This is a genomic window from Sulfurimonas sp. HSL-1716 (assembly GCF_039645975.1).
GTDB lineage: Bacteria > Campylobacterota > Campylobacteria > Campylobacterales > Sulfurimonadaceae > Hydrocurvibacter > Hydrocurvibacter sulfurireducens.
In genome coordinates, this window is sequence record NZ_CP147918.1 from 373,839 (window position 1) to 396,290 (window position 22,452).

Here is a 22,452-nt window from a genome sequence, read left to right on the forward strand (position 1 = left end):
GGAGTAGAAATGTTTGAAGCGATCGCTTTTTATCTGTTTGCAATTTTGACAATTGTTATGTTTTACATTACGGTAACGACAAAACAGGCGCTGTTTGCATTAACTGCATTGGCAGCCGGAATGATTTTTATATCGGCATTCTTCTTTATGCTGGGTGCGGATTTTTTAGGTGTTGTTCAAATCATCGTTTATACGGGTGCCGTAATGGCGCTTTACGCTTTTGGTATGATGTTTTTTGATACGACTCGCGAAGTGAAAGAGCGAAGCGGCTCATCTTTTATCATATGGGGACTTTCGATTCTCTCTGCCGTATTTACGGTAGTTATCTTTTCGGCTCCGATCATCGGTTCGAAGATAGAGTCTCTTTACCCGTCGATAAAAGAGGCTACAAACTCTCAATCCGTAGGTATGGTTCTCTTTACGAAATATCTTGTGCCGTTCGAGCTTGCGGCGGTCATGTTGCTGGTAGCTATGATCGCGGGTATCGTGATGGCAGGCAAGAAAATGGATAGATCGTTGACCCTTATGCGCGAAGAAGATATCTTGGCCGAGGAAGTTAACAGAAAGGTGATTTTATGATGCAAATTGGTTTAACACATTATCTGGTATTGGCGACGATCCTTTTTTCAATCGGTTTGATCGGGGTAATGAAGCGTAAAAATCTTTTGATGCTGTTCTTTTCGACAGAGATCTTACTAAATGCCGTCAATGTCGGATTTGCGGCTATTTCACATTATTATAACGATCTTACGGGACAGATGTTCGCGTTTTTCATAATCGCTATCGCGGCATCAGAAGTTGCCGTAGGTCTTGGCTTGCTTATTATTTGGCATAAACGCAGCGGTAATATTAATCTTGACACTATGTCATCAATGAGAGGATAAAAGAATGGAATTGTACTTATATATAGCACTGTTTTCACCGCTTGTTGGTTCGCTGTTCGCAGGACTTTTCGGAGCTACGCCTAAGACGCTGCTGACGGGGGTCGTAAACTCGTCGCTTCTGTTCGCTTCGTTTATAGCGAGTTCGATTCTGCTTGTGCATGTAATGGAGGGTGAGACCATCCATGTGGAGATGATGACTTGGATCGCTGCAGGGAATCTGCATATACCTTTCGGTTTTGTCGTCGATCAGGTAAGCGTTACGATGATGATGGTCGTAACGATCGTTTCTACTATCGTTCACGTTTACTCTATCGGATATATGGATCACGATAAAGGTTTCAACCGTTTCTTCTCGTATCTTTCGGCATTTGTTTTCTCGATGATGGTTTTGGTCATGAGCGATAACTTTGCCGGTCTATTCATCGGCTGGGAAGGGGTCGGTCTTTGTTCGTGGCTGCTGATAGGATTCTGGTACCACAAAGAGAGCGCAAGCTGGGCGGCAAACGAGGCTTTCATCATGAACCGTATCGCTGACCTTGGTATGCTTATCGGTATCTTTTTGGTCTACTGGAACACGGGATCTCTTCAATACGACAAAGTGTTCGCTGCGCTTCCGGCACTTGACGGCACAACGCTTATGTATATAGGAATATTCCTGTTTGTGGGTGCAATGGGTAAATCTGCACAGTTTCCTCTGCATACTTGGCTTGCCGATGCGATGGAAGGTCCTACACCGGTTTCTGCACTTATCCATGCGGCAACGATGGTTACGGCGGGTGTATACTTGGTAGTTCGTGCAAATCCTTTATATGACACGATCCCTGAAATGGGATTGTTTATCGCAAGTCTAGGTGCATTTGTGGCTATGTTCGCCGCTTCTATGGCGATGGTTAACCGCGACATGAAACGTATCATCGCTTACTCTACGCTTTCTCAGCTTGGGTATATGTTCGCTGCGGCAGGTCTTGGAGCATACTGGGTGGCACTTTTTCACTTAATGGCGCATGCGTTCTTTAAAGCGTTGCTGTTCCTTGGCGCGGGTAACGTCATGCATGCTATGGACGATGAACTTGATCCGTTTAAGATGGGTGGACTTAAAAAGCAGATGAGAGGCACATGGATCATGATGACGCTGGCTTCTATCGCACTTGCAGGTGTGTTTCCGCTGGCCGGTTTCTTCTCAAAAGATACTATCTTGGAAGTAGGCTTTGTAGAACATCATTACGTCATCTATACCGTACTTCTTTTAACTGCGGGTCTTACGGCATTTTATTCGTTCCGTCTGGTCGCTCTTATCTTCCACGGCGAAGAGAGATACAAGCTGTTCGGTTTCCATCCGCATGAAGCGTATAAGTTCATGCTTTTGGCGATGAGTCCGCTTGCGATCCTGGCAGTGATAGCAGGTTTTTTCAAAAGTACGTATTTCGAAATGGTGACGAAACTGCTTCCGGGTACAGAGTATCATATACATTCAGAAGTAACCGAATGGGTTATGATCCTCGGAACACAGGCATTCGTTATCATCTCTATCTGGTATGCGTATAAAAAATATATCAACTTCAAAGGCGAAGATAAAGAGTTTGAAAAACGCTTTACATACAAGCTTCTTATCAATCAATACTATATTCCGCATTTTTATGAAGAGTATATAGCAAAACCGTACAGAGAGCTTTCTGATGTCTTCTGGAGAAAAGTCGACCTGAAAATTGTTGATGCAACAGTTGATTTAATAGCTATGACTATTTACAAAACGGGTGAAAATACACGCACTATGCAAAACGGCAATCTATCGAGCATGCTTAGATGGATGGTCGTAGGTATAGTTATATTGTTATCACTGGCGGTAGCTTTTGGGTTAACAGTTAGATATTCAGACGTTATCACGTCTGTCTTATCAGGTTTAGGAGTTTAATCGATGTTAGATCATATCTTATCAATATTAATATTTTTACCGGCACTGGCTGGAATACTGGGCTTTGTCATCCACAAAGACAGTGTCAAGACGTACGGTATAGCAGTTTCGATCATAGAGTTCTTGGGATCTCTGTATCTATGGTTTGCCTTCGATCCGAATGTTTCTGGTATGCAGTTTATGGAAAGTATGCCTATCATTCCGTCGTTTGGAATCAACTATCTCTTGGGAATAGACGGTATATCTCTGTTCATTATCATAATGGCGGCACTGTTTACGATGCTTGGGATCGCTTCATTGGGTGAAACGAAAAAGATCAAAAACCTTGTAATCACGCTGCTTTTCCTGCAGATGACGATGGTCGGAGTTTTTGCCGCTCTTGATGCGATACTTTTCTATGTCTTCTGGGAACTTTCTTTGGTTCCGATGCTTTATATCATCGGTGCTTGGGGAGGGCCTTTACGCATTTACGCATCGGTCAAGTTCTTCTTGTATACGTTCACGGGATCGCTTATCATGCTTGTGGGTATGCTGTTTACGGCGTATCTGTATTATCAGGCAACAGGAAGCTGGAGCTTTTCTATCTTAGAGTGGTATCGTTTGATACTACCGCATAGTTATCAGTTATGGCTGTTTGCGGCATTCTTTATAGGATTTGCCATCAAAGTTCCGATGTTCCCGTTTCATACCTGGCTTCCGTATGCGCACGGTCAGGCACCGACGATCGGTTCTGTGATACTTGCGGCCGTACTTTTGAAAATGGGTACGTATGCGTTTATCCGTTTCTCACTGCCGATGTTCCCTGATGCGGCAACATTCTTTATGTTCCCGATAGCCGTTTTAGCGATCATCATGATCATCTATACGGCAATGGTCGCATATGCGCAAGAGGATATCAAACAGGTCGTTGCCTATTCGTCGGTCTCTCATATGGGTGTCATCGTTCTTGGAACGTTTGCGCTCAATGTCGAAGGGATCACGGGTTCCGTGTTCTTGATGATAGGTCACGGGATCGTGTCCGGTGCACTGTTCTTGCTTGTTGGAGTTATCTATGACAGACGTCATACGAAGCTTATGAGCGAGTTTGGAGGGCTTGCACACGTTATGCCTAGATACGCGACGATCTTCGGTATCATGATGATGGCTTCTGTGGGTCTGCCTCTTCTTATAAACTTTGTCGGGGAGTTCTTGAGCCTGTTAGGATTTTACAACCAATCGCACATAACGACGCTTTTAGCCGGAGTAGCTATCATCGTAGGTGCGATCTATATGCTGAGTGCATTTAAAAAAGCTTTCTTCGGTGAAGTAACGAACGAGAAGAACAAAAATCTTCCGGATATCAACAAAAGAGAGCTGGTGGCTTTAATACCGCTTACTATCATAGCGGTATGGCTGGGTGTATATCCAAAACCGATCTTAAACCCTATCAACAACAGCGTTGAGTCGATTGTGGCTTTGATGCATGAAAAAGCTATATCGCCTGAAGCTAAAACCCGTATACCTGCGCTTGAAGGTAAAATCGCTATACAAAAATCTGAAGCGGAGGTAAAATAATGTTAAGCCACGTTAATGTTTCTTTAGAGTCGTTGAACATAGCGACTCTGGTGCCTATGCTAATCCCTATTATAGGTGCACTTTTTATATTGGTTATCGATCTTTTCAAAAAGGATCTAAGCAAATCCATGTACGTCATGCTGAGTCTGCTTTTCGTACTTTTGGATTTCGGTTCTTTGATAGATTTCGCTATCCGTTTCGATACGAACGGTACGCTGCTTGGTTATTTCGACCTTATGCTTGTAGACGGGCTTGCGCTTTTGGCACAGTTTGTCATAGTCGGCGCATCGCTGCTGTTTATTCCGCTTGCGCTTACGTCTAAACGTTTCCATGAGTTCTCGTACTCGGAGTTCTTTGCGCTTTTCCTGTTTATGATCGCAGGTTTTCAGTTCATGGTGGCAACGGACAATCTTATCCTTATCTTCATAGGACTTGAGACAGCATCTTTGGCGCTTTATACGCTTATCGCTCTGCACAACAGAACAAAATCTTTTGAAGCGGCAGTGAAATATTTCACGATGGGCGCATTGGCAGCCGGATTCTATGCTTTTGGTTCGATGATCTTTTATGCATTGAGCGGTTCTGTCGAGATACATCAGATAGCTGCGGTGTTTCATGCCGACGGTTTTGCAAATCTGCCGTATATCTTGATCGGTGTAGTGTTCCTGCTCGGTGCAGTAGGGTTCAAGCTCTCTTTGGTACCGTTTCATACATGGGCACCTGATGTTTATGAGGGAGCAAGCGCTTCTATGGCGGGGTATATGTCTATCGTTCCTAAGATAGCGGGTTTTGTCGTTGTTATGCGTCTGTTTGAGTTCCTTGTTCACAGCGGTGTAGTCTGGATGGACGTCATTCTTTACGCTACGGTTGTCATCACGATGACGGCACCGAACATCTGGGCTCTTGTCCAAACGGACGTCAAACGTATGCTGGCATACAGCTCTATATCGCATGCAGGATTCGTTATGGCGGCGGTTCTTATCGCCACCACTCAATCAAATTCTGCACTGTTCTTATATTGGACGCTCTTTACGTTTACGAATCTCGGATCGTTCTCTATGCTTTGGATCTCTCGCCAGAAGAATCTTCCGGCGGGACAAAGTTCGGATCACCCGTATACGAAGTTCTCCGGTATGATAAAAACGGCACCGATAGCAGCGACTATTATGGCCTTGTTTATGCTGAGCCTTGCGGGAATACCTCCTTTTGGACTGTTCTGGGGTAAACTCTACATGATATCTTCGGCGGTTTCTGGAGGTTACATCGTACTAGCACTCATCATGGCGCTTAACTCGGCAATAGCCGGGTACTACTATGTAAAACTGATAGTATATATGTTTATGAAAGAGCCTGTTCCTGGACTTGAAGGAAAAGTGTATTCCATGAACGCTTCTACGTCTCTTCGTACGATCATAGGGATCGCGGCGATAGGAACTGTTTTTGCTGTGATAGCTATAAACCCGTTATTAGAGTTTATTACAAGATTTGTGTACAATAGCGGATACTAAAAACTAAAAAAACATAAGGAGTAAGATAAGTGTTGAAATGGCTGCTGCTCCTTATGACTCCATTTTATCTTTACGCGCTTGAGATAACGTTTCAGGCGGGCAAAGAGAATTTTGACAAATACAGCATCTTACACATAAGAAACGATACACCCTTTATCTGCGAACCTCAGTTGGATGATTTTAAAAATATCAACAAGGTCGTCTGTGCATTTTCCAAAAAACCCGAAAAGCTGTTCAAACCTTTAAACGACGATTTTTTCAATGTCGTGAGCGAAGTGAAAAAAGACACTTTCTTTCTTATCGTCACACCCGTTTACAAGATGAAGCTTCTTCCAGATGTTTTTGACCTTTCGAACGAAACAACAATATATAAATCCGACGTAAAACTCTCAAGATCATGGATGATGGTGGGGTATAAGAACAAGTTTTCTATGCTTAAAGAGGACAAAACCCCTTCTATAGGGTTGAATATACCGATAACGTTTGCACATAAGGACCTGTTTTACATCGGAAGTCTGGATATCAAAGGCAATCCGGTACATATAAAAGAAGCAAGAGACGTGAGTGCGTACTTAAAAGCGAAAAAGCAATATGAAAAAGAGGATTATGCCCAGTCTCTTGCTATCATCAACGAGATCATGAACGCATATCCCGACTCCATCTTTATGAGCGAACTGCTGTATTATAAGATAAAAGCACTTTCTAAACTTCATAAATACGAAGAGGTCAGAGAGCTTTCAAAAGAGTATCTGCGTACGTACTCTTCTGATGAGAACGTTCCCGAAATTCTTTCGCTTACCGCAATGGCATATAGCAAGCTGAGCCTTAACAGCGATGCGGATTATTTTTATGACAGGCTGTTTTCCGAACACGCAGACTCCGATTTTTCAAAAAAAGGGATGATATACAAAGGGGATCAGCTAAGTGACTCGGGAGACACGAAAAAAGCACGGGAGTATTATATACGTGCGCTCAACGAAACAAAAAGTATCGATACGGCTGCTATTGCAGCAGAGAAAATAGCCAAGAACTATCTGGGAGGTACGGATTCGAAAAAAGCCAAGATATATGTGGATAAGATACTTGAGGCCGATCCGTCTTACTTTTTGAAAGATCCTCAGGATTCCATATTGCTTGCGCAGAGGCTGGCCGATAAAAAGATTTTTATTGAAGCATCAAAAATTTCTCAGATAGTGTTAAAAACATTGAAAAGACTCGATGACGATTATGAACCGCTTCTTAAAAACAGCGGAGTATGGCTTGCTAAATCCGATGAAAAATCAGACGCTATCAAACTCTTAAACAGGTATATCAAAGAGTTCGAATACGGAAGTTTTCTAAAAGAGGTCCAGACTACAAAAGACTCTCTCTTCTTTGATACGGGGGATAAAAATATAAGCGCAAAGCTTTTAAACTACGATAACCTCATAAAAACATATAAAGGCGATTCCATCGGAGAGAAGGCCATATATAAAAAAGCGGAGTTATTGTTAGACAAGCAAAGATATCCCGAGCTGCTTAACATGAAAGATGCGCTTGCAAAGCTGGATAAAACGACCTATCCCGGCGTAGACGGTATGATAAACAAAGCAGCGACAAACCTGATGAAAGAGCGTCTTAAAGAGGACAGATGCAGCGATGTCATAGATATATCGACCAAGTACGATATAAAGCTCTCAAACGAATTTGACGACGGGCTTTTTAAGTGTTATATGAAGGTTTCGAAGTTCAGCTCGGCAAAAGAGATCGCTTCAAAACATATAGACTCTAAGATATTGACACAGCGTATGAAATGGATGTATCAGTATGCTAACGTCGATTTTCAGATAGGCGAGTACAAGGACTCCATCACGATCGGGAATGATCTTATAAAACTTATAGGTAAAGATAAAAAAAGTCCCTACACGGATATTTATAGATTGATGTTCGATGCATATCAAAGGGCCGGCAACAACAATAAGATGATAGAGATGATGACGAAGATAACGGATATCTTCGGAGACGATTTTAAAGATATCGAAAGATATGTTCAAATGATGACTCTGGGAACGGCGTTAAAAGATGACAGTATCATCATCACGTATGCGCAAAAGGTGATGGACCTGCAAAACAACACATCCTCTTATACCCAGTCGCCGTATGTCGAGTTCGCACTCTATCAGGCTTATTTAAATAAAGACGATATAACACGGGCAATGGATACACTCTATTCGCTTGATGACAGGAAGCTGAACAAAGAGCAAAGAGCAAGACAAAAATATCTGCTCGGATCGCTTCTGCAAAAACAGTGGAGATACGACGAAGCAAAAAAAGAGTTCAAAAAATCGATAGAAGCCGATAAAGACTCCGCTTGGGCGAAACTGGCGGCAGACGCCATGAAACTTATTTAAAACCGTATTCTTTTTTCCAGCTCCAAAAGAGGTGCGGTGATCACATCTTGAAACTGGGTACGGTTGAAGGTCTGCTGGCGTTTTGCCAGCTGAGCCGTATGAGTGGAGATATTTTCAAGCATCTTCTTTTTATCGACCGATCCGTCAAGATACTCCAACACCTCCGATATCCCTATCGATTTCATGCAGTTTGGCTCTCTGGTGTATTTGTGTTCGAGATAGGCGACTTCATCGATGATCCCCATCTGCAGCATCTTCTGAGACCTTGCTTCTATGCGCTTTCTCAGCGTCTGTCTGTCGACTTCTATATCGTATATTTCAAGGTCCTGGATGATCGGTTTTGGAGGATGCTTTAAAAACCATTGTGAGGGAGTAAGCCCCGAAGCTTTATAGATCAGAAGCATTTTTTCGATTCTATAACTGTCGTTAGGGTCGATATTTTTCATGTACTCCTCATCAAGCGAGTAAAGAAGTTTATAAGAGTCTTTCGGGTGCAGGAGCAGCTCTGCGACTTCGTCTTTTATTTTTTGCTCGATTTTTGGGATCTGAGACAGCCCTTGTAGAAGAGATTTAAGGTAAAAAGTAGTGCCGCCGACAATAACCAGGTTTTTGTTATCGTGTTTTGCCTGCGAGAGAGCGTTTTTATAGATGTTTATAAAGATGTCTACGTTAAAATTCTCGTTTGGGTTTATCTCGTTTATACCGAAATGCCGTATCTTTAAGAGCTCCTTGGCAGAGGGTTTTGCAGAAGCTATATCGATCTCTTTGTAGATGCTCAGAGAATCGATGGACAAAATGTATGCATCGTGTTTTTCAGCGATGTTAAGCGCCAGATCACTTTTCCCCGATGCGGTCGGACCGATAATTGCGATTTGTTTCATATTGAAATTATATCAGCTAAAAGGTTATTTCGCTAAAATAAGAAAAAAATAGTTTTGTAGGAATTCTAGTGCAGAGATATATAAGCAGATTAAAAGATTTCAATGAGCTGGTCATGTTCCAGCATTCCATATTTTCGCTGCCTTTTATCTTTATAGCGATGGTGGTTTCGGCTGACGGATGGTTCGGGTTCAGACTGCTTGTTCTTGGGATCTTGGCGGCGATCAGCGCGAGAAATTTTGCTATGGGACTCAACAGATGGGCGGACAGGGAGTTTGACAGATCCAATCCGCGTACGGCTTCTCGTCCAAGCGTCGACGGAAGGCTCGATGCTACCTCCATCTTTATATTCACGATGGTAAACGCGCTGGTTTTTATTGCGGTTGCCTATCTTATCAATGCACTGGCGTTTTATCTTTCCGTTCCTATTTTGGTGGTTCTTGGAAGCTACTCCTATTTTAAAAGGTTCAGCGAGGGTGCACATATCGTACTTGGAATATCTTTGGGGCTTGCTCCTTTGGCGGGCGTTGTGGCGGTGCAGGAGAGCATTCCTGCATGGTCTGTACTGCTGAGTATCGGGGTGATGTTTTGGGTGGCGGGATTTGATCTTCTGTACTCTTTGCAGGATATAGAGTTCGACAAGAAAAACGGTCTCTTCTCGATACCTTCGAGATACGGCTCCGAAGCCACATTGAGCATATCGGCTTTTTTTCATCTTTTGACCGTCGTTTTCTGGAGTTTTTTCGTCGTATGTGCGAATCTCGGTATTTTCGCATATCTTGCCGTCATCTTCAGCTTGTTGATGCTGGCGTATGAACACTATCTGGTAAGAAAAGATTTTACCAAGATAGACAAGGCATTTTTTACCGTTAACGGTTATCTGGGTATAGTGTTTTTTGTATTTATAATATTAGATAAGGTGTTTTCATGAATATACGTTTAGTTCCGGCTCCAATATCTATAACTTTTAGTCCTGCCGCAGAAGATGAAGAGAATTTTTTACGCGAGTATCATAAACTGAGTCAAACCGACGACGATCCCATAGCACAGTGGCTCAAACTCGCAAAAGCCCGCGGTGATACTTCGCAGAGCGACCCGGTGTTGTTAAATCTGATGGTCGAGCTTCACAGAAAAATAGATGAGCTTGAGAAGTTTATAAAAGACGAAAAGCCCGTACGCATAGAGCTGATGCATCATGCCGATATCGAGAGCATAGGGTTTCATCACTTTAAAATAAAAGAGGAGATACTTTCCGCCGGAGTCGAATACTACGGAAGGATCGAGATGCCTGTTTATCCGAAGCGGGATATAGGCATATATTTTAAAGCCCTTGACGGAGATATTGCGGAGATAATCAAGATGCATGACAGAGACGAAAAAGAGTGGAACACGTACCTTACCGCTCGTGAACGTATATTGATCAGAGAGATGAAAGAGGGTAAAAGTGATACCGATTGAATACATTTTAATAGTTATCGGTGTCATCATCCTCTACATAATCTATTATATCTTTTCAAAAGATGCGCAGCTCACACGAAATATAAGAGCGATCGCTTCGGCTGTGGAAGATGCGAACCGTCAGATATACATGATAGAAAAAAAGCTGTATGAGATGGATAAAAAGTCATCTACGACGGACATAAAAAGAGGTATGAACGATGAAGAGATATATCAGGAGATAGAACGCAGTGTTTATGATTTTATAAATCCCGTTTCTTCGAATATCAAAGAGATAGAACGAAATCTGGCGGATCTGTCGGTCGCAGTCGATTCAAGGCTTGCTAATCTCGAAGGCGGGATACGTCAGATATCTCTGCCCTCTTCAGTCCATGGAAACGATGACAGCAAAATAACTTCACTGTTTAAACAGGGGGTCGATGTCGATACGATCTCAAAAGAGCTGCATCTTTCAAAGGCGGAAGTAGAGTTCGTATTGAAGATCAACCAGCTAAGATAAAGTGACGGGTATGGCAGATAGAAAACTTTTTGTTTTGACATCGATATTGATCTCTATGAGCATATTGATGTCCTATTCGCTTACGACGTATACGGTCGTACTTTTTGATATGGGAGAGTTCCATTTTCTTATCCGCCAGGCGGTCTTTGGAGTACTTTCTATCTTGATCATGTGGTTTTTCGCTCAGCTTGATCCCGATGTCTGGCTTCACAGGCTCGGTCTTATCCTGTTGATAACTTCGATGCTGCTGATGATTATCATGCCGTTTCTGCCTGCAAGTCTGGTCTCGGAAGTGGGAGGGGCAAAAAGATGGATAAAAATACTCGGTTTTTCATTGGCGCCGGTCGAGTTTTTCAAGATAGGGTTTATCTACTTTTTGGCGTGGAGTTTTTCCAGAAAACTCGGATATCACGGAGGAATGGGAATAAAACAGGAGTTTTTGCGTTTCTTGCCCTATGCCGTCATCTTCGTTGCCATCATGTTCATCATCGCTTTTGTCCAAAACGATCTCGGACAGGTCGTCGTCCTCGGATTGACCCTGCTTTTTATGCTGATGTTTGCCGGAAGCAGTTTCAAGTTCTTCTTGGTGCTGCTTTTTAGTGCATTCAGCTTTTTTGCTTTTTTTGTCTTGACGGCGGAACATAGGATACTGCGTATAAAATCATGGTGGTCTCTGGCGCAAAATTCCATTTTGCAGCTTTTTCCCGAATCGATCGCCTCACATCTGCGCGTCCCTTCTTCAACCGAACCCTATCAGATAGGACACTCGCTAAACGCCATACATAACGGCGGAATATTCGGCGTAGGTCTTGGAGACGGTACGTTTAAGCTTGGTTTTTTAAGTGAAGTTCATACCGACTTCATACTGGCGGGAATATCCGAAGAACTGGGATTTATAGGTGTATTGACGGTAACGGTTATATTTTTATGGATACTGCAGCGTATATTTAAAATCGCAAACCGTTCGAACGATTCGGTGAACTATCTTTTCAGTCTGGGCATAGGGCTGCTTATATCTTTTGCATTTTTGATAAATGCCTACGGTATAAGCGGATTGGCTCCTATTAAAGGGATATCTGTACCTTTTTTAAGCTATGGAGGTTCGGCCATCATCGCCGCTTCCATGGGTATCGGGATGGTGCTTATGGCATCAAAGAAGGTAAATATGGATAAAAAAAGGCTCAACGGGTGAAATTTTGTATCACGGGAGGCGGAACGGGAGGACATCTCAGCATCGCCGAAGCACTTTGTTCCTCGGCTATCACAAGAGGGCATGAAGTTGTGTTTATCGGTTCGACGAACGGGCAGGACAGAGCATGGTTCGGCGAACACAGCGGGTTTTCCCATACATATTTTTTAGAAACCTCGGGAGTCGTCAATAAAAAAGGTGCGGCAAAAGTCAAAGCCTTGTACCATATCTTTAAAGCGGTGCTGGAATCGAGAAGAATATTTAAGAGACACAAGATACAAGCGGTTATAAGCGTAGGCGGATTTTCTGCTGCTCCTGCGGCGTTTGCGTCCGTTATCTCCGGGCTGCCGCTTTTTATTCATGAACAAAACGCCGTCGTGGGGAGATTGAACTCCGTTTTAAGGTCCCGCGCAAAATATTTTATATCCGCATACGAAAAAGATTCGCCTATAAAAGGATATCCCGTAAAAGAGCTCTTTTTCAGTTCATCCAGAGTAAGAGAAGAATTAAAAACGATCATCTTCCTTGGCGGTTCTCAAGGAGCAAAAGCGATAAACGATCTTGCTTTGCAAACGGCCCTGTCCTTAAAACAAAAAGGGATAAATATCATCCATCAATGCGGTGAGCGCGATTTTAAAAGAGTTAAAGAAGAGTACGAAAAGATCGGTGTAGAGGTCGAACTGTACTCGTTTACCAAAGATCTGAACTCACTTGTAAGCAGAGCGGATCTGGCAGTGAGCCGCGCGGGTGCGAGCACTCTTTGGGAACTTTGCGCAAACGGACTGCCCGCGTTTTTCATTCCCTATCCCTATGCGGCGGGAGATCATCAGTTTTACAACGCAAACTTTATCGTAAAAAAGAATATGGGCTGGTGCGAGAGAGAGGGAGAAGATTTGAAAGAGAAGCTGCTTGATATTTTAGACGAGCCTCTGCAGCAAAAGAGTGAAAAACTCATCGAACATTCCCATAAGAACGTGGCCGAAGAGATGATAAAACTTTTTGAAAGTGCGATATAGGATGGATAGATGTTAGCGGAATTTGCACAGTGGCTTTTGGCGACGGTTTTTGATTGGGGATATCTTGGAATTTTTTTTCTTATGGCGGTTGAGAGCTCGTTCGTACCGTTTCCAAGCGAAATCATTTTGATCCCGGCAGGCGTATTGATCGCGGATGGAAAGATGAACCTGTATCTGGTCTTTGCGTTTTCGATACTGGGCTCACTGTTCGGTGCTTTGGTAAACTATTATCTGGCGATGTTCGTGGGAAGAAAGTTTTTGGACAGATTCGGAAAATATTTTTTCATCAGTCAAAACTCTTTGGAAAAGATGGATAATTTCTTTGAGAATCATGGTCATATCTCGACGTTTACCGGAAGACTTCTTCCCGGCATCAGACAGCTCATATCGATCCCTGCGGGGCTTTCAAAGATGAACTTGAAAATATTTCTCGTCTATACGGGAGCAGGGGCGGGCGTCTGGAGTGTTATCCTTATAGCTTTGGGGTACTTTATTGGAAAGAATCAGGAACTCATCCATGTGTATCTAAAAGAGATCACGATAGCGGCCGTCACGGCGGCAGTATTGTTGATAGCTGGATATGTCATTTACAAAAAAAAGAGAATCAAGGAGAAAGAATTATGATTGAAGTAGGAAAAACAGCACCGGACTTTTGTCTGCCGAACCAAGATGATGTAGAGATATGTTTAAGAGATCTGAGAGGCAAGTGGATAGTCCTGTACTTCTACCCAAAAGACAATACGCCGGGGTGTACGACGGAAGCCTGTGATTTCACCCAGACACAGATCGAGTTTGCGGATATGGATGCGATCATCATGGGCGTGAGTGCGGACAGTACGCTCAGCCATCAAAAGTTTATCGAAAAACATGATCTGGAGGTCACGCTGCTCAGTGATCCTTCTACTAAAATGATGCAGGATTATGATGTCTGGAAGATGAAAAAGAACTACGGCAAAGAGTATATGGGGATCGTAAGAACGACATATATCGTCTCTCCCGAAGGAAAAATCGCTGCGGGATGGGACAACGTAAAAGTGCGCGTAAAACGTAAGAAAGATGGTGAAACAATAGAAAAACTGCATGTAAACGAAGTCAAAGAGAAACTAAACGAGCTAAGAGCTTAGAGTTTACATACAGGGCTTTTATGTTTATATGTTAAAAGTCTTTAATATCTGTATCTCAGATAAAAACGGATGTCCTGCGCTTTGTCTACTACTTCGGAGCCGTGTCCGTTCGCCACTGCCTCGCTCATAGTCATAGGCGTTCCCGTTTCGCTTCCGAAAAATCCGTTGCTTCCGCTGTAATCGTAATCTATATACGTGTAACGGAGTTGAAGCGAAAGAATATTTCGTATCAGCGGTTCGGTAAAATAAGCTTCATAAGCATTCCCCCTGGCTGCCAGCTTCGAGCCGATATTCGTATCTTCTGCGTAGGTGATGCTTCTCCAGTATTTTGAGCCGTGATTGTATTCAAGACCCCATCTGCCGCTGTTGCTTATCAAAGAGGGAAACTGCACACCTATCCATTCGGAGTGGCCCGTTTTGGCATCCGGGCTGCCGAGCATGGTCTGTCCGCTTTTTGGATTTGTCTGAGATACTGCGCCGCTTATGAAAAATAGGGTATAGTCTAAAAAATCGCTTATTCCGTCGCCGATGCCGTTGACAACGAAATTAACGGTTCCGCTGTATAATCCGCCGACATTTTTGAACCCTGCAGAAGGATCGGAAGCATTGTTTTCATCGATAAGGTTGTTTGCATAATAAAATTGCGTTCCTATACTGTACTGCCCGTCATCATAGGGCACAAAGATCAATCCGGCCAAATCTATATCGTTTATGCTGTTTGTGTCTTTTGAATAGGGCGCCCCGCTGAATTTTGGCTGTGCATTGGTTCCGCCGCGGCCGGCGCAGAACTTCACATACATCCCCGAAACACCTGTCATTCTCTCAAGATCGAACTTTGAACTCAATCCGTCAAATTCGACATTGATAGTATGTCCCATAGGAGAAGCGGCAAGGTCGTCGTCGCGCAGGTTTACCAGATGACCGTTTGTGGAAGGTCGTCGCCCCAGACTGAAAGTCCACGGTATGTCTGTTCCTAAAAACGTATTGTTTTTGTAAAAAAAGTAAGCGGAACGAACTCTGATAGTGTCGTCGTAAGCATTTTCATTTGTTATCCAGTCAAAGTTTTCAAAGGAGTTGTTTGTACTTGCACCGCTTCTGGAACCGTAGGCTTTGTTATACGCGAGCTGTCCAGTAAAGCTGAGGTTATCGGTAGCCGCCCAGTTCATGCCAAGCCACAGTCTGTTCGTAAAAAAAGCATCGTTGTTGTTTGTCGAGCCGTCAGCCATCTTATACTGTATGTTTTCAACGGCACTTCTAAGATCGACGTTGAATTTTAAGTGGTTTCCACCAGTTTTTTTATGAAGATCGTCGATGCTCTCCTGTATATCGGCCAGTTTTTCCGACAGATCCTCTTTATCGTTTTTAGGCGTTTCTTTTACATCGATTTTTTTATTTTCCGCTTTCATTGAAGCGGATTCTTTTGCTTTTAAGTCGGCGATCTCCGCTTTTAGTTTATTTATCTCTTTTTCCATGGCTTCTAGCCGATCATACATCGAAGCTGCGCTTGCATTGCTTACAAGCAAAGTCGCTGCCATCAGAGAGATCATTACTTTCTTTTTCATTGGCCATCCCTGTTTTTATTATATTTTTGTAATATTTTTTGTTTGTGCATAGTAACTAAATATATTATAAAAACTAATTAAAACAGATCCCTTGCTTCTTGGAAAAATCGATCTTATAATTATTTTTACAGCAGTATTTAAACTAAAATTTTGTATAATTCCGCGATTTTCTTTCTGTAAAAACAAAGAAAAACAAAGCAAGTATATGCCGAAACGTTGGTGCGTCCCCTCTGAAATAATAGAGGAAGATGTCTGGTAATACCCAAGATAACCGACAAAACTAGAGAATGCGGTTTTGCGAAAGCAAAAAGTTTCTTTAGAAAATTTCTGGCTGAAAAAGCCTTTAAAGGACCTTATATGGTAACTATGAAAGACCTACTAGAATGTGGTGTACACTTCGGACACCAAACCCGTCGTTGGAACCCAAAGATGAAAAAATATATCTTCGGTGTGCGTAAAAATATCCATATCATCGATCTACAAAAAACATTGCGTTATTTCCGCAATACATATCAAATCGTCGTCGATGCTGCAGCTGAAGGAAAAACAGTCCTTTTTGTCGGAACAAAAAAACAAGCTCGCAATACTTTAAAAGAAGCGGCACTGAAATGCGGTATGCCATATGTTGAAAATCGCTGGTTAGGCGGTATGCTTACGAACTTCGAAACTATCCAAAAGTCTATCCGTAAACTTGAAGCTATCGAGCAGATGGAAGAAAACGGACAGATGTCGCTTTTAACTAAAAAAGAGGCGTTGATGCTTTCTCGTCAAAAAGAGAAACTTTCTTCATACTTCGGCGGTATCCGTGATATGAAAAAACTTCCGGATATGCTTTTCGTACTGGATGCGGCAAAAGAACATATCGCAGTTTTGGAAGCTCGTTGTCTAAACATTCCTATCGTTGCGCCGTTAGATACTAACTGTGATCCGGACCTTATCGATTTCCCGATCCCTGGTAATGATGATGCTATCCGTTCTATCCAGCTTTTCTGTAATGAAATGGCTGAAGCGATCAACGAAGGTAAAGCATTGGCAAACGGCGGTTCTACTACTGATGTAGAAGAGGAGATGGAAGCTGCAAACGCTAAAGAAGTTGAAGCGGAAGAAGCAGCGGAAGAAACAGCAGAAGAGGAAGAGTAATCATGGCAGAAATCACAGCAGCAATGGTGAAGGAGCTTAGAACAGCTACCGATGCACCAATGATGGATTGTAAAAAAGCATTGACAGAAACTGACGGAGATATGGAAAAAGCAAAAGAGTATCTTCGTGACCGCGGTATCGCCAAGTCGGCTAAAAAAGCTGACCGTGTTGCTGCTGAAGGTTCTATCGGTCTAAAAATCGCTGACGATTTCTCTAAAGCGACATTGGTAGAAGTAAACTCAGAAACAGACTTCGTTGCGAAAAACGACGGTTTCAAAGACCTTGTTTCAAAATCTGTTTCTCAAGCTTTTACAAATGAGTGTGGTGATGTTACGGCTCTTCGCGAAACTGAGATGGACGGTAAATCTTTTGCATTGGTATTCGATGAAGCAGTAGCAAAGATCGGTGAAAAAATCGAGATCCGCCGTATCGCTACATTGACCGGCAACGAGAACACTATTATCAACGGTTATGTTCACTCAAACACTCGTATCGGTGTTATCGTCGCTATCGAATGTGACAGTGCTAAAACTGCACAAGCTATGGTCGATACGGCTAAAAACGTTGCAATGCATGCATCTGCAATGAAACCTACGACTCTTAGCTACAAAGATTTCGATGCTCAGTACGTTGCAGATGAAACTGCAGGACGTATCGAAGTGATCAAAAAAGAGAACGAGGAACTAGCACGCCTCAAAAAACCTCTTAAAAACGTACCTCAGTACGTTTCTAGATGCCAGCTTACAGACGAGGTTATCGCTCAAGCTGAAGCAGACATCAAAGCAGCTCTTAAAGAGCAGGGTAAGCCTGAGCAGATCTGGGATAAGATCGTTCCTGGTCAACTTGCTCGTTTTATCGATGACAACTCTACATTAGATAAAGAGCAGGCTCTTCTAGATCAAAATTACGTTCTAGACGACAAAAAAACTGTTGCAGAGGCTGTTGAAGCAGCCGGTAAAGCAGCAGGCGGTAGTGCGAAAATTGCTGCATTCTTCCGTCTTGAAGTAGGTGAAGGTATCGAGAAAAAAGTCGACGACTTTGCTGCAGAAGTTGCTGCACAAATGGCGTAAGGGTTCTCCCTTATTCCACTTTTTTATTTTTTAACACTCCTAAAATAATTTTTACCCTTTCTTTTATATTCACTTTGTTATAATCCATTTTATGAATTTACTAAAAGCCACTTCCATATCACACTCATTTGATTATGAACTCTTTAAAGATATATCCCTGCATGTAAATGAGGGAGACAAAATAGCGATCACCGGAGTCAGCGGCAGCGGAAAGTCTACGTTTTTGCATATACTTTCCACGTTGCTCGAGCCTCTTGAAGGAACGGTGGAGCTGCTCGGCAAAAGAGTGCATGATCTTACTCAAAAAGAGCTTGTGCATCTCAAAAGCAATGATCTCGGTATTATATTTCAGGCACATTATCTTTTTAAAGGCTTTAGTGCCATGGAAAATCTCGAAGTGGCTTCAATGCTCAGTCGTGAAGAGATAGACGAAGAGCTGCTAAAAAGACTCGATATTGCAGAAGTGATGTACCAGAAGGTGAGTGAGCTTTCAGGCGGACAGCAGCAGCGGGTTTCTATTGCCAGAGTCCTTACAAAAAAGCCTCGTATAATCTTTGCGGACGAGCCGACGGGAAACCTTGACAACAAAACGGCGGAGGAAGTGATGAAGATCTTTGATGAGTATGTAGTTCATCATAAAGCTGCTTTAATCCTAGTGACGCATGATGAAAATATGGCAGACAGATGCGATAAGGTCTTTCATCTGGAAAACAAAGAGCTGCTGCAGGTAAAATAATGAATTACGCGACAATATTTACCGATACGAATATTGTAGGGTTTTTGCTTCTTTTTTTTCGTTTTGCTTCGCTTTTTATAGCCGTTCCTATTTTTTCACATCAAAGTATACCGATCGTAGTAAAGACCGCTATGGCTTTTTTCTTTACAGTGGTCTTTTATGCATCTATGAAACCTATCGCATTTGAGATAAATGTTGTAAACCTGATCCTTGCCACACTCAGTGAACTGCTGTTTGGGCTAATCATCGGGATCGTATTGCAGCTGGCGTTTAATGTCATCACTTTTGCCGGCGGACAGATATCGTTTGTCATGGGGTTTTCCATGGCAAGCGCCATCGATCCGCAGTCGGGAGTCTCTATGCCTATCGTCAGCCAGTTTTTGTCTTTGATGGCATTGATGATGCTTTTTTCGCTTAATCTGCATCATTGGATGCTTCTGTTTATCGATAAATCTTTAAGCGCTATCCCTCTTGGCGGTTTTATAATGAGCAAACATATCTTCAGCTACATAATTCACGCAGCCTCGAACATGTTTGTAATAGGCTTTACCATCGCATTTCCGTTAATAGCATTGTCATGGATGGCTGACATAATCTTTGGTATGCTTATGAAGACAATGCCGCAGTTCAACTTGCTTGTTATCGGATTTCCGATAAAGATAGTCGTCTCGTTCGCCGTTTTGATCGCTACCTTTGCATCGGCGATGCTGATATTTAAAATCCAGATGCAGGATTCGTTTAACTGGCTGGGAACTCTTTTTTAAACGAAACAGGCGGACAAAACATATAGATTTTCAGAGGTTTCAACTTTTTTTTGATACAATAAGTTAAATTCTATAAATCATTCAAGGATGTCCTACTATGAATATATTGCTGTTAAATGATAATCCTGTTGTCAGTAAACTTGTTACGTTGAGCGCTCAAAAAACCGGCAACAATGTTGAAATCATAAACAATGTAGACGATATCAAAGAAAGCACATATGATCTTGTCATAGTTGATGAAACTATCTATTCTCCTGAGATGATAAACGAATTAAAAGAAAAAATATCATATAAGCGTTCTATCTATATGCTTTCCCGCGGATCAGAAGGTATGGAAGGGTTTGACTATGAGGTCAAAAAGCCGTTTTTGCCGACGGATCTCGTAGAGCTGTTGAGTATGGTCTCAAAGAGTCTTGCAGGCTCCGCTGCGGATGATGAAGATCTGGAACTTGAAAATATAGAAGAGATGGATTTAGAAGATGAACCGGAGTTTGATGAAAATGAAGATGATGATGGAGATGGCGATAGCGATGAGATCGAAGATCAGCCCAAAGAGGAAGAGGAGAATCTTGACGAGTTGGAACACGATGATCTAGATGATATCGATTTCGATCATGACGATCTGAATCTTGATGATATCGATTTTGATGAACTCGACGATGAGGATCAAAATGAAGAACTCACCGGATCCGTACTCGATCAAGATGAAGTACAAGAGGTAAAAAATCTTTTGGATGAAACCGAAGCGGATGAGATAACCGAAGAAGATGAAGAGTTTAGTGAAGATGATCTTAATCTGGAAGATTTGCAGCTTGATGAAGAATCTCTGGAAGATATAGAAGGGTTGGATGATCTCGACGAGCTTGATGAGCTTGAGGAATCTGAGGAATCTGAGGAATCTGAGGAAGAAGCGGAGAGCGTGATCGAAGATATCGATACGGAATCTGAAACAGAAGAGGAAACGCTGTCAAAGCTGCAAGAACTGGAAGAAGATCTGGATTTGAACGGGGACGATCTTGAAGAAACCCTGGAAGAAGAACAAGAGCCGGATGAAGAGATATTAGAAGATGAAAGCGTTGAAGAAGAGCCGGAGTTGGACGAAGCGGATTTTGAAGAAATAGCAGAAGAGGAACCAGAATCAGATGAAGAAGAACTTGAAAATATAACACAAGAGGAAGTAGAATCTGACGAAGAAGATTTTGATGAAACAGATGAAGAAGAGTCTGCCGATAATCCTGTTACACAAGAAGATGAGATAGAAGCGGAGTTGGATGAACTGGATGATTTGGACGATGATCTGAATCTTGACGAGATGGAATCAAGTGAAGATGAGATCTTAGAAGAAGATAAAGTCCTGCAAGAGGATGATCTTCAGGATGAAGAACTGGCCTTGGAAGAAGAACCGCAGCCGGAGACTGAAGAAACAAATGAGGACCTCGGTCTGGACGATTTGGAAAATAAGATAGAAAACGCCGTAAACGATTTAACACAAGAAGATTTAGACCAGGAGATAGATTTGGAAATAGATACCGAGATCGGCGATCTTTCATCTTTGGATGAAAGATCACTTAAGATTGCACTAGGAGAAGAGATAGACGAAGACGAGACCGTACAAGACGATGCTCAAGAGGAAACAGAAGCAAGCGGGATCGATATGCAGCAAGATGAAGAGATACAACCCGATGAAGATACAGAAGAAACAGTAGAAAAATCATCCAACGAGGGGATAGAAGCTCTTAAAAACCTGCTAAAAGCATTAAGTGACGACAATATAGCGGCTTCGCTCAAAGGTGCGAATATAACCATAAATATTTCGTTCGGAGATAAAGTTGAAAAGTAGCGGAGCGATCCTTGTTCTCTCCGGTCCAAGCGGAGCAGGAAAAAGTTCTCTGATCAAGAAAGTTGCGCAGGAGATAGGTGCGCATTATTTTTCGATATCTACGACGACCCGTCCTATGCGTGAAGGTGAAGTAAACGGTATAGATTATCATTTCGCGGATATAGAAGAGTTTAAAAAAGATATAGAAGATGAGCAGTTCTTAGAGTATGCGCTGGTCCATGGAAACTATTACGGAACATCCGTGAAACCGGTGAAAGAAGCTTTAAAAGCGGGAAAACTCGTAGTCTTTGATATTGATGTACAGGGGAATATGTCCGTAAAGAACAGATTCGGCGATATCGCTACATCCGTATTTATTACTACACCCAGTTTAAAAGAGCTTGAACATAGGCTCAGGGTACGAGGTACCGACAGCGAAGAGATCATACAAAACCGTATAAGTATGGCAAAGCGCGAAGTGCAGCGTATATCCGAATATGAGTTTTTCATCGTAAACGACGACTTGGATAAAGCGGCAAAACATTTGGTCACCATAGCCAAAGCGGCAAGACTGAAGATCCCGACATCGGAGATCAATAAGTTTATAATAGATTGGGAAGATTAATACCAATTACAGCAAATCGTAGATATACTTCTGAATATTTAAAATATTGTGATATTATATGCACAAAAAGGAGTCTCATGGGTATGCCAGGTGGATGGGAATGGATAATTATCCTTCTTGTTATTGTTATATTATTCGGTGGTAAGAAAATTCCGGAACTTGCAAAAGGTTTGGGTAAAGGTATAAAAAGTTTTAAAAACGAGATGAAAGACGATGAGTCGGGATCTGAAACAGCGTCTTCTGAACAACCAAAACAGGTAGAAGCCGACAAAAAAGCTTCAGCAGCAGAAGAAACTACTTCATCAACAACAAAACAAGCATAA

General features: G+C 42.4%; 22 protein-coding genes. 20 read left to right on the forward strand and 2 right to left on the reverse strand.

Annotated elements, in window-relative coordinates:
• Positions 1 to 9: 9 nt before the first annotated feature.
• From WCY03_RS01995 to WCY03_RS02020, 6 genes are read left to right on the forward strand one after another with little or no spacing between them, the layout of a single operon-like run.
• Positions 10 to 579 (forward strand): NADH-quinone oxidoreductase subunit J, encoded by a 570-nt coding sequence (locus WCY03_RS01995; RefSeq protein ID WP_345993327.1) that lies wholly within the window; start codon positions 10 to 12, stop codon positions 577 to 579.
• Positions 576 to 884, forward strand: coding sequence for an NADH-quinone oxidoreductase subunit NuoK (gene nuoK, locus WCY03_RS02000; RefSeq protein ID WP_345993328.1), 309 nt, complete (start codon positions 576 to 578; stop codon positions 882 to 884). The genes WCY03_RS01995 and nuoK overlap by 4 nt, the downstream gene beginning before the upstream one ends.
• 4 nt (positions 885 to 888) lie before the next feature.
• A complete protein-coding gene (nuoL, locus tag WCY03_RS02005) occupies positions 889 to 2,796 on the forward strand; it encodes an NADH-quinone oxidoreductase subunit L (protein WP_345993329.1) in 1,908 nt (635 codons plus the stop codon).
• Between the two features lie 3 nt (positions 2,797 to 2,799).
• Positions 2,800 to 4,350: an NADH-quinone oxidoreductase subunit M gene (locus WCY03_RS02010; RefSeq protein WP_345993330.1), complete on the forward strand. Its 1,551-nt coding sequence runs from the start codon at positions 2,800 to 2,802 to the stop codon at positions 4,348 to 4,350.
• Complete coding sequence (gene nuoN, locus WCY03_RS02015; RefSeq protein ID WP_345993331.1) at positions 4,350 to 5,858, forward strand: NADH-quinone oxidoreductase subunit NuoN; 1,509 nt, start codon at positions 4,350 to 4,352, stop codon at positions 5,856 to 5,858. Before WCY03_RS02010 ends, nuoN begins: the two co-directional genes overlap by 1 nt.
• 29 nt (positions 5,859 to 5,887) lie before the next feature.
• Positions 5,888 to 8,248, forward strand: coding sequence for a flagellar protein (locus WCY03_RS02020; RefSeq protein WP_345993332.1), 2,361 nt, complete (start codon positions 5,888 to 5,890; stop codon positions 8,246 to 8,248).
• On the opposite strand, the gene miaA is transcribed toward WCY03_RS02020, so the two are convergent.
• Complete coding sequence (gene miaA / locus WCY03_RS02025; RefSeq protein ID WP_345993333.1) at positions 8,245 to 9,129, reverse strand: tRNA (adenosine(37)-N6)-dimethylallyltransferase MiaA; 885 nt, start codon at positions 9,127 to 9,129, stop codon at positions 8,245 to 8,247. The genes WCY03_RS02020 and miaA overlap by 4 nt on opposite strands.
• A 68-nt stretch (positions 9,130 to 9,197) precedes the next feature.
• Between miaA and mqnP the strand changes: the two genes are divergently transcribed.
• The 7 genes from mqnP to WCY03_RS02060 are packed head-to-tail and all read left to right on the forward strand — an operon-like array spanning position 9,198 to position 14,413.
• The gene (mqnP, locus tag WCY03_RS02030; RefSeq protein WP_345993334.1) at positions 9,198 to 10,058 is read left to right on the forward strand and encodes a menaquinone biosynthesis prenyltransferase MqnP; all 861 of its coding nucleotides are present in this window, start codon (positions 9,198 to 9,200) and stop codon (positions 10,056 to 10,058) included.
• Entirely contained in the window at positions 10,055 to 10,585 is a 531-nt protein-coding gene (locus WCY03_RS02035) for a hypothetical protein (RefSeq protein WP_345993335.1), read from the forward strand. Before mqnP ends, WCY03_RS02035 begins: the two co-directional genes overlap by 4 nt.
• A complete protein-coding gene (locus tag WCY03_RS02040) occupies positions 10,572 to 11,084 on the forward strand; it encodes a hypothetical protein (RefSeq protein ID WP_345993336.1) in 513 nt (170 codons plus the stop codon). Before WCY03_RS02035 ends, WCY03_RS02040 begins: the two co-directional genes overlap by 14 nt.
• Positions 11,085 to 11,094: 10 nt before the next feature.
• Positions 11,095 to 12,276, forward strand: a complete 1,182-nt coding sequence (locus WCY03_RS02045; RefSeq protein WP_345993337.1) for an FtsW/RodA/SpoVE family cell cycle protein — start codon at positions 11,095 to 11,097, stop codon at positions 12,274 to 12,276.
• Positions 12,273 to 13,289, forward strand: coding sequence for an undecaprenyldiphospho-muramoylpentapeptide beta-N-acetylglucosaminyltransferase (gene murG, locus WCY03_RS02050; protein ID WP_345993338.1), 1,017 nt, complete (start codon positions 12,273 to 12,275; stop codon positions 13,287 to 13,289). The genes WCY03_RS02045 and murG overlap by 4 nt, the downstream gene beginning before the upstream one ends.
• A 9-nt stretch (positions 13,290 to 13,298) precedes the next feature.
• Positions 13,299 to 13,913 (forward strand): DedA family protein, encoded by a 615-nt coding sequence (locus WCY03_RS02055; protein ID WP_345993339.1) that lies wholly within the window; start codon positions 13,299 to 13,301, stop codon positions 13,911 to 13,913.
• Positions 13,910 to 14,413: a peroxiredoxin gene (locus WCY03_RS02060; protein WP_345993340.1), complete on the forward strand. Its 504-nt coding sequence runs from the start codon at positions 13,910 to 13,912 to the stop codon at positions 14,411 to 14,413. The genes WCY03_RS02055 and WCY03_RS02060 overlap by 4 nt, the downstream gene beginning before the upstream one ends.
• 41 nt (positions 14,414 to 14,454) lie before the next feature.
• On the opposite strand, the gene WCY03_RS02065 is transcribed toward WCY03_RS02060, so the two are convergent.
• Positions 14,455 to 15,975 (reverse strand): DUF3373 family protein, encoded by a 1,521-nt coding sequence (locus tag WCY03_RS02065; RefSeq protein ID WP_345993341.1) that lies wholly within the window; start codon positions 15,973 to 15,975, stop codon positions 14,455 to 14,457.
• A 357-nt stretch (positions 15,976 to 16,332) separates the two neighbouring features.
• Between WCY03_RS02065 and rpsB the strand changes: the two genes are divergently transcribed.
• From rpsB to WCY03_RS02100, 7 genes are all read left to right on the forward strand, one after another.
• On the forward strand, positions 16,333 to 17,115 hold the full coding sequence (gene rpsB / locus WCY03_RS02070) for a 30S ribosomal protein S2 (protein WP_345993342.1): 783 nt from the start codon (positions 16,333 to 16,335) through the stop codon (positions 17,113 to 17,115).
• Positions 17,116 to 17,117: 2 nt separating this feature from the next.
• On the forward strand, positions 17,118 to 18,185 hold the full coding sequence (gene tsf, locus WCY03_RS02075) for a translation elongation factor Ts (RefSeq protein WP_345993343.1): 1,068 nt from the start codon (positions 17,118 to 17,120) through the stop codon (positions 18,183 to 18,185).
• Positions 18,186 to 18,276: 91 nt separating this feature from the next.
• Complete coding sequence (locus WCY03_RS02080) at positions 18,277 to 18,921, forward strand: ABC transporter ATP-binding protein (RefSeq protein ID WP_345993344.1); 645 nt, start codon at positions 18,277 to 18,279, stop codon at positions 18,919 to 18,921.
• The gene (gene fliR, locus WCY03_RS02085) at positions 18,921 to 19,685 is read left to right on the forward strand and encodes a flagellar biosynthetic protein FliR (protein ID WP_345993345.1); all 765 of its coding nucleotides are present in this window, start codon (positions 18,921 to 18,923) and stop codon (positions 19,683 to 19,685) included. The genes WCY03_RS02080 and fliR overlap by 1 nt, the downstream gene beginning before the upstream one ends.
• A gap of 97 nt (positions 19,686 to 19,782) precedes the next feature.
• The gene (locus tag WCY03_RS02090) at positions 19,783 to 21,525 is read left to right on the forward strand and encodes a hypothetical protein (RefSeq protein ID WP_345993346.1); all 1,743 of its coding nucleotides are present in this window, start codon (positions 19,783 to 19,785) and stop codon (positions 21,523 to 21,525) included.
• Positions 21,515 to 22,129 carry a guanylate kinase gene (gmk, locus tag WCY03_RS02095; protein ID WP_345993347.1) on the forward strand — a complete coding sequence of 205 codons (615 nt, stop codon included), beginning with the start codon at positions 21,515 to 21,517 and terminating at the stop codon, positions 22,127 to 22,129. Before WCY03_RS02090 ends, gmk begins: the two co-directional genes overlap by 11 nt.
• 77 nt (positions 22,130 to 22,206) lie before the next feature.
• The gene (locus WCY03_RS02100) at positions 22,207 to 22,452 is read left to right on the forward strand and encodes a twin-arginine translocase TatA/TatE family subunit (RefSeq protein ID WP_345993348.1); all 246 of its coding nucleotides are present in this window, start codon (positions 22,207 to 22,209) and stop codon (positions 22,450 to 22,452) included.

Excerpts from the sequence above, each read along its gene's own strand:
- WCY03_RS01995 (WP_345993327.1), top strand. The coding sequence starts at position 10 with ATGTTTGAAGCGATCGCTTTTTATCTGTTTGCAATTTTGACAATTGTT.
- nuoK (WP_345993328.1), top strand. The coding sequence starts at position 576 with ATGATGCAAATTGGTTTAACACATTATCTGGTATTGGCGACGATCCTT.
- nuoL (WP_345993329.1), top strand. The coding sequence starts at position 889 with ATGGAATTGTACTTATATATAGCACTGTTTTCACCGCTTGTTGGTTCG.
- WCY03_RS02010 (WP_345993330.1), top strand. The coding sequence starts at position 2,800 with ATGTTAGATCATATCTTATCAATATTAATATTTTTACCGGCACTGGCT.
- nuoN (WP_345993331.1), top strand. The coding sequence starts at position 4,350 with ATGTTAAGCCACGTTAATGTTTCTTTAGAGTCGTTGAACATAGCGACT.
- miaA (WP_345993333.1), bottom strand. The coding sequence starts at position 9,129 with ATGAAACAAATCGCAATTATCGGTCCGACCGCATCGGGGAAAAGTGAT.
- WCY03_RS02035 (WP_345993335.1), top strand. The coding sequence starts at position 10,055 with ATGAATATACGTTTAGTTCCGGCTCCAATATCTATAACTTTTAGTCCT.
- WCY03_RS02045 (WP_345993337.1), top strand. The coding sequence starts at position 11,095 with ATGGCAGATAGAAAACTTTTTGTTTTGACATCGATATTGATCTCTATG.
- WCY03_RS02055 (WP_345993339.1), top strand. The coding sequence starts at position 13,299 with ATGTTAGCGGAATTTGCACAGTGGCTTTTGGCGACGGTTTTTGATTGG.
- WCY03_RS02060 (WP_345993340.1), top strand. The coding sequence starts at position 13,910 with ATGATTGAAGTAGGAAAAACAGCACCGGACTTTTGTCTGCCGAACCAA.
- WCY03_RS02065 (WP_345993341.1), bottom strand. The coding sequence starts at position 15,975 with ATGAAAAAGAAAGTAATGATCTCTCTGATGGCAGCGACTTTGCTTGTA.
- rpsB (WP_345993342.1), top strand. The coding sequence starts at position 16,333 with ATGGTAACTATGAAAGACCTACTAGAATGTGGTGTACACTTCGGACAC.
- tsf (WP_345993343.1), top strand. The coding sequence starts at position 17,118 with ATGGCAGAAATCACAGCAGCAATGGTGAAGGAGCTTAGAACAGCTACC.
- WCY03_RS02080 (WP_345993344.1), top strand. The coding sequence starts at position 18,277 with ATGAATTTACTAAAAGCCACTTCCATATCACACTCATTTGATTATGAA.
- fliR (WP_345993345.1), top strand. The coding sequence starts at position 18,921 with ATGAATTACGCGACAATATTTACCGATACGAATATTGTAGGGTTTTTG.
- WCY03_RS02090 (WP_345993346.1), top strand. The coding sequence starts at position 19,783 with ATGAATATATTGCTGTTAAATGATAATCCTGTTGTCAGTAAACTTGTT.
- WCY03_RS02100 (WP_345993348.1), top strand. The coding sequence starts at position 22,207 with ATGGGTATGCCAGGTGGATGGGAATGGATAATTATCCTTCTTGTTATT.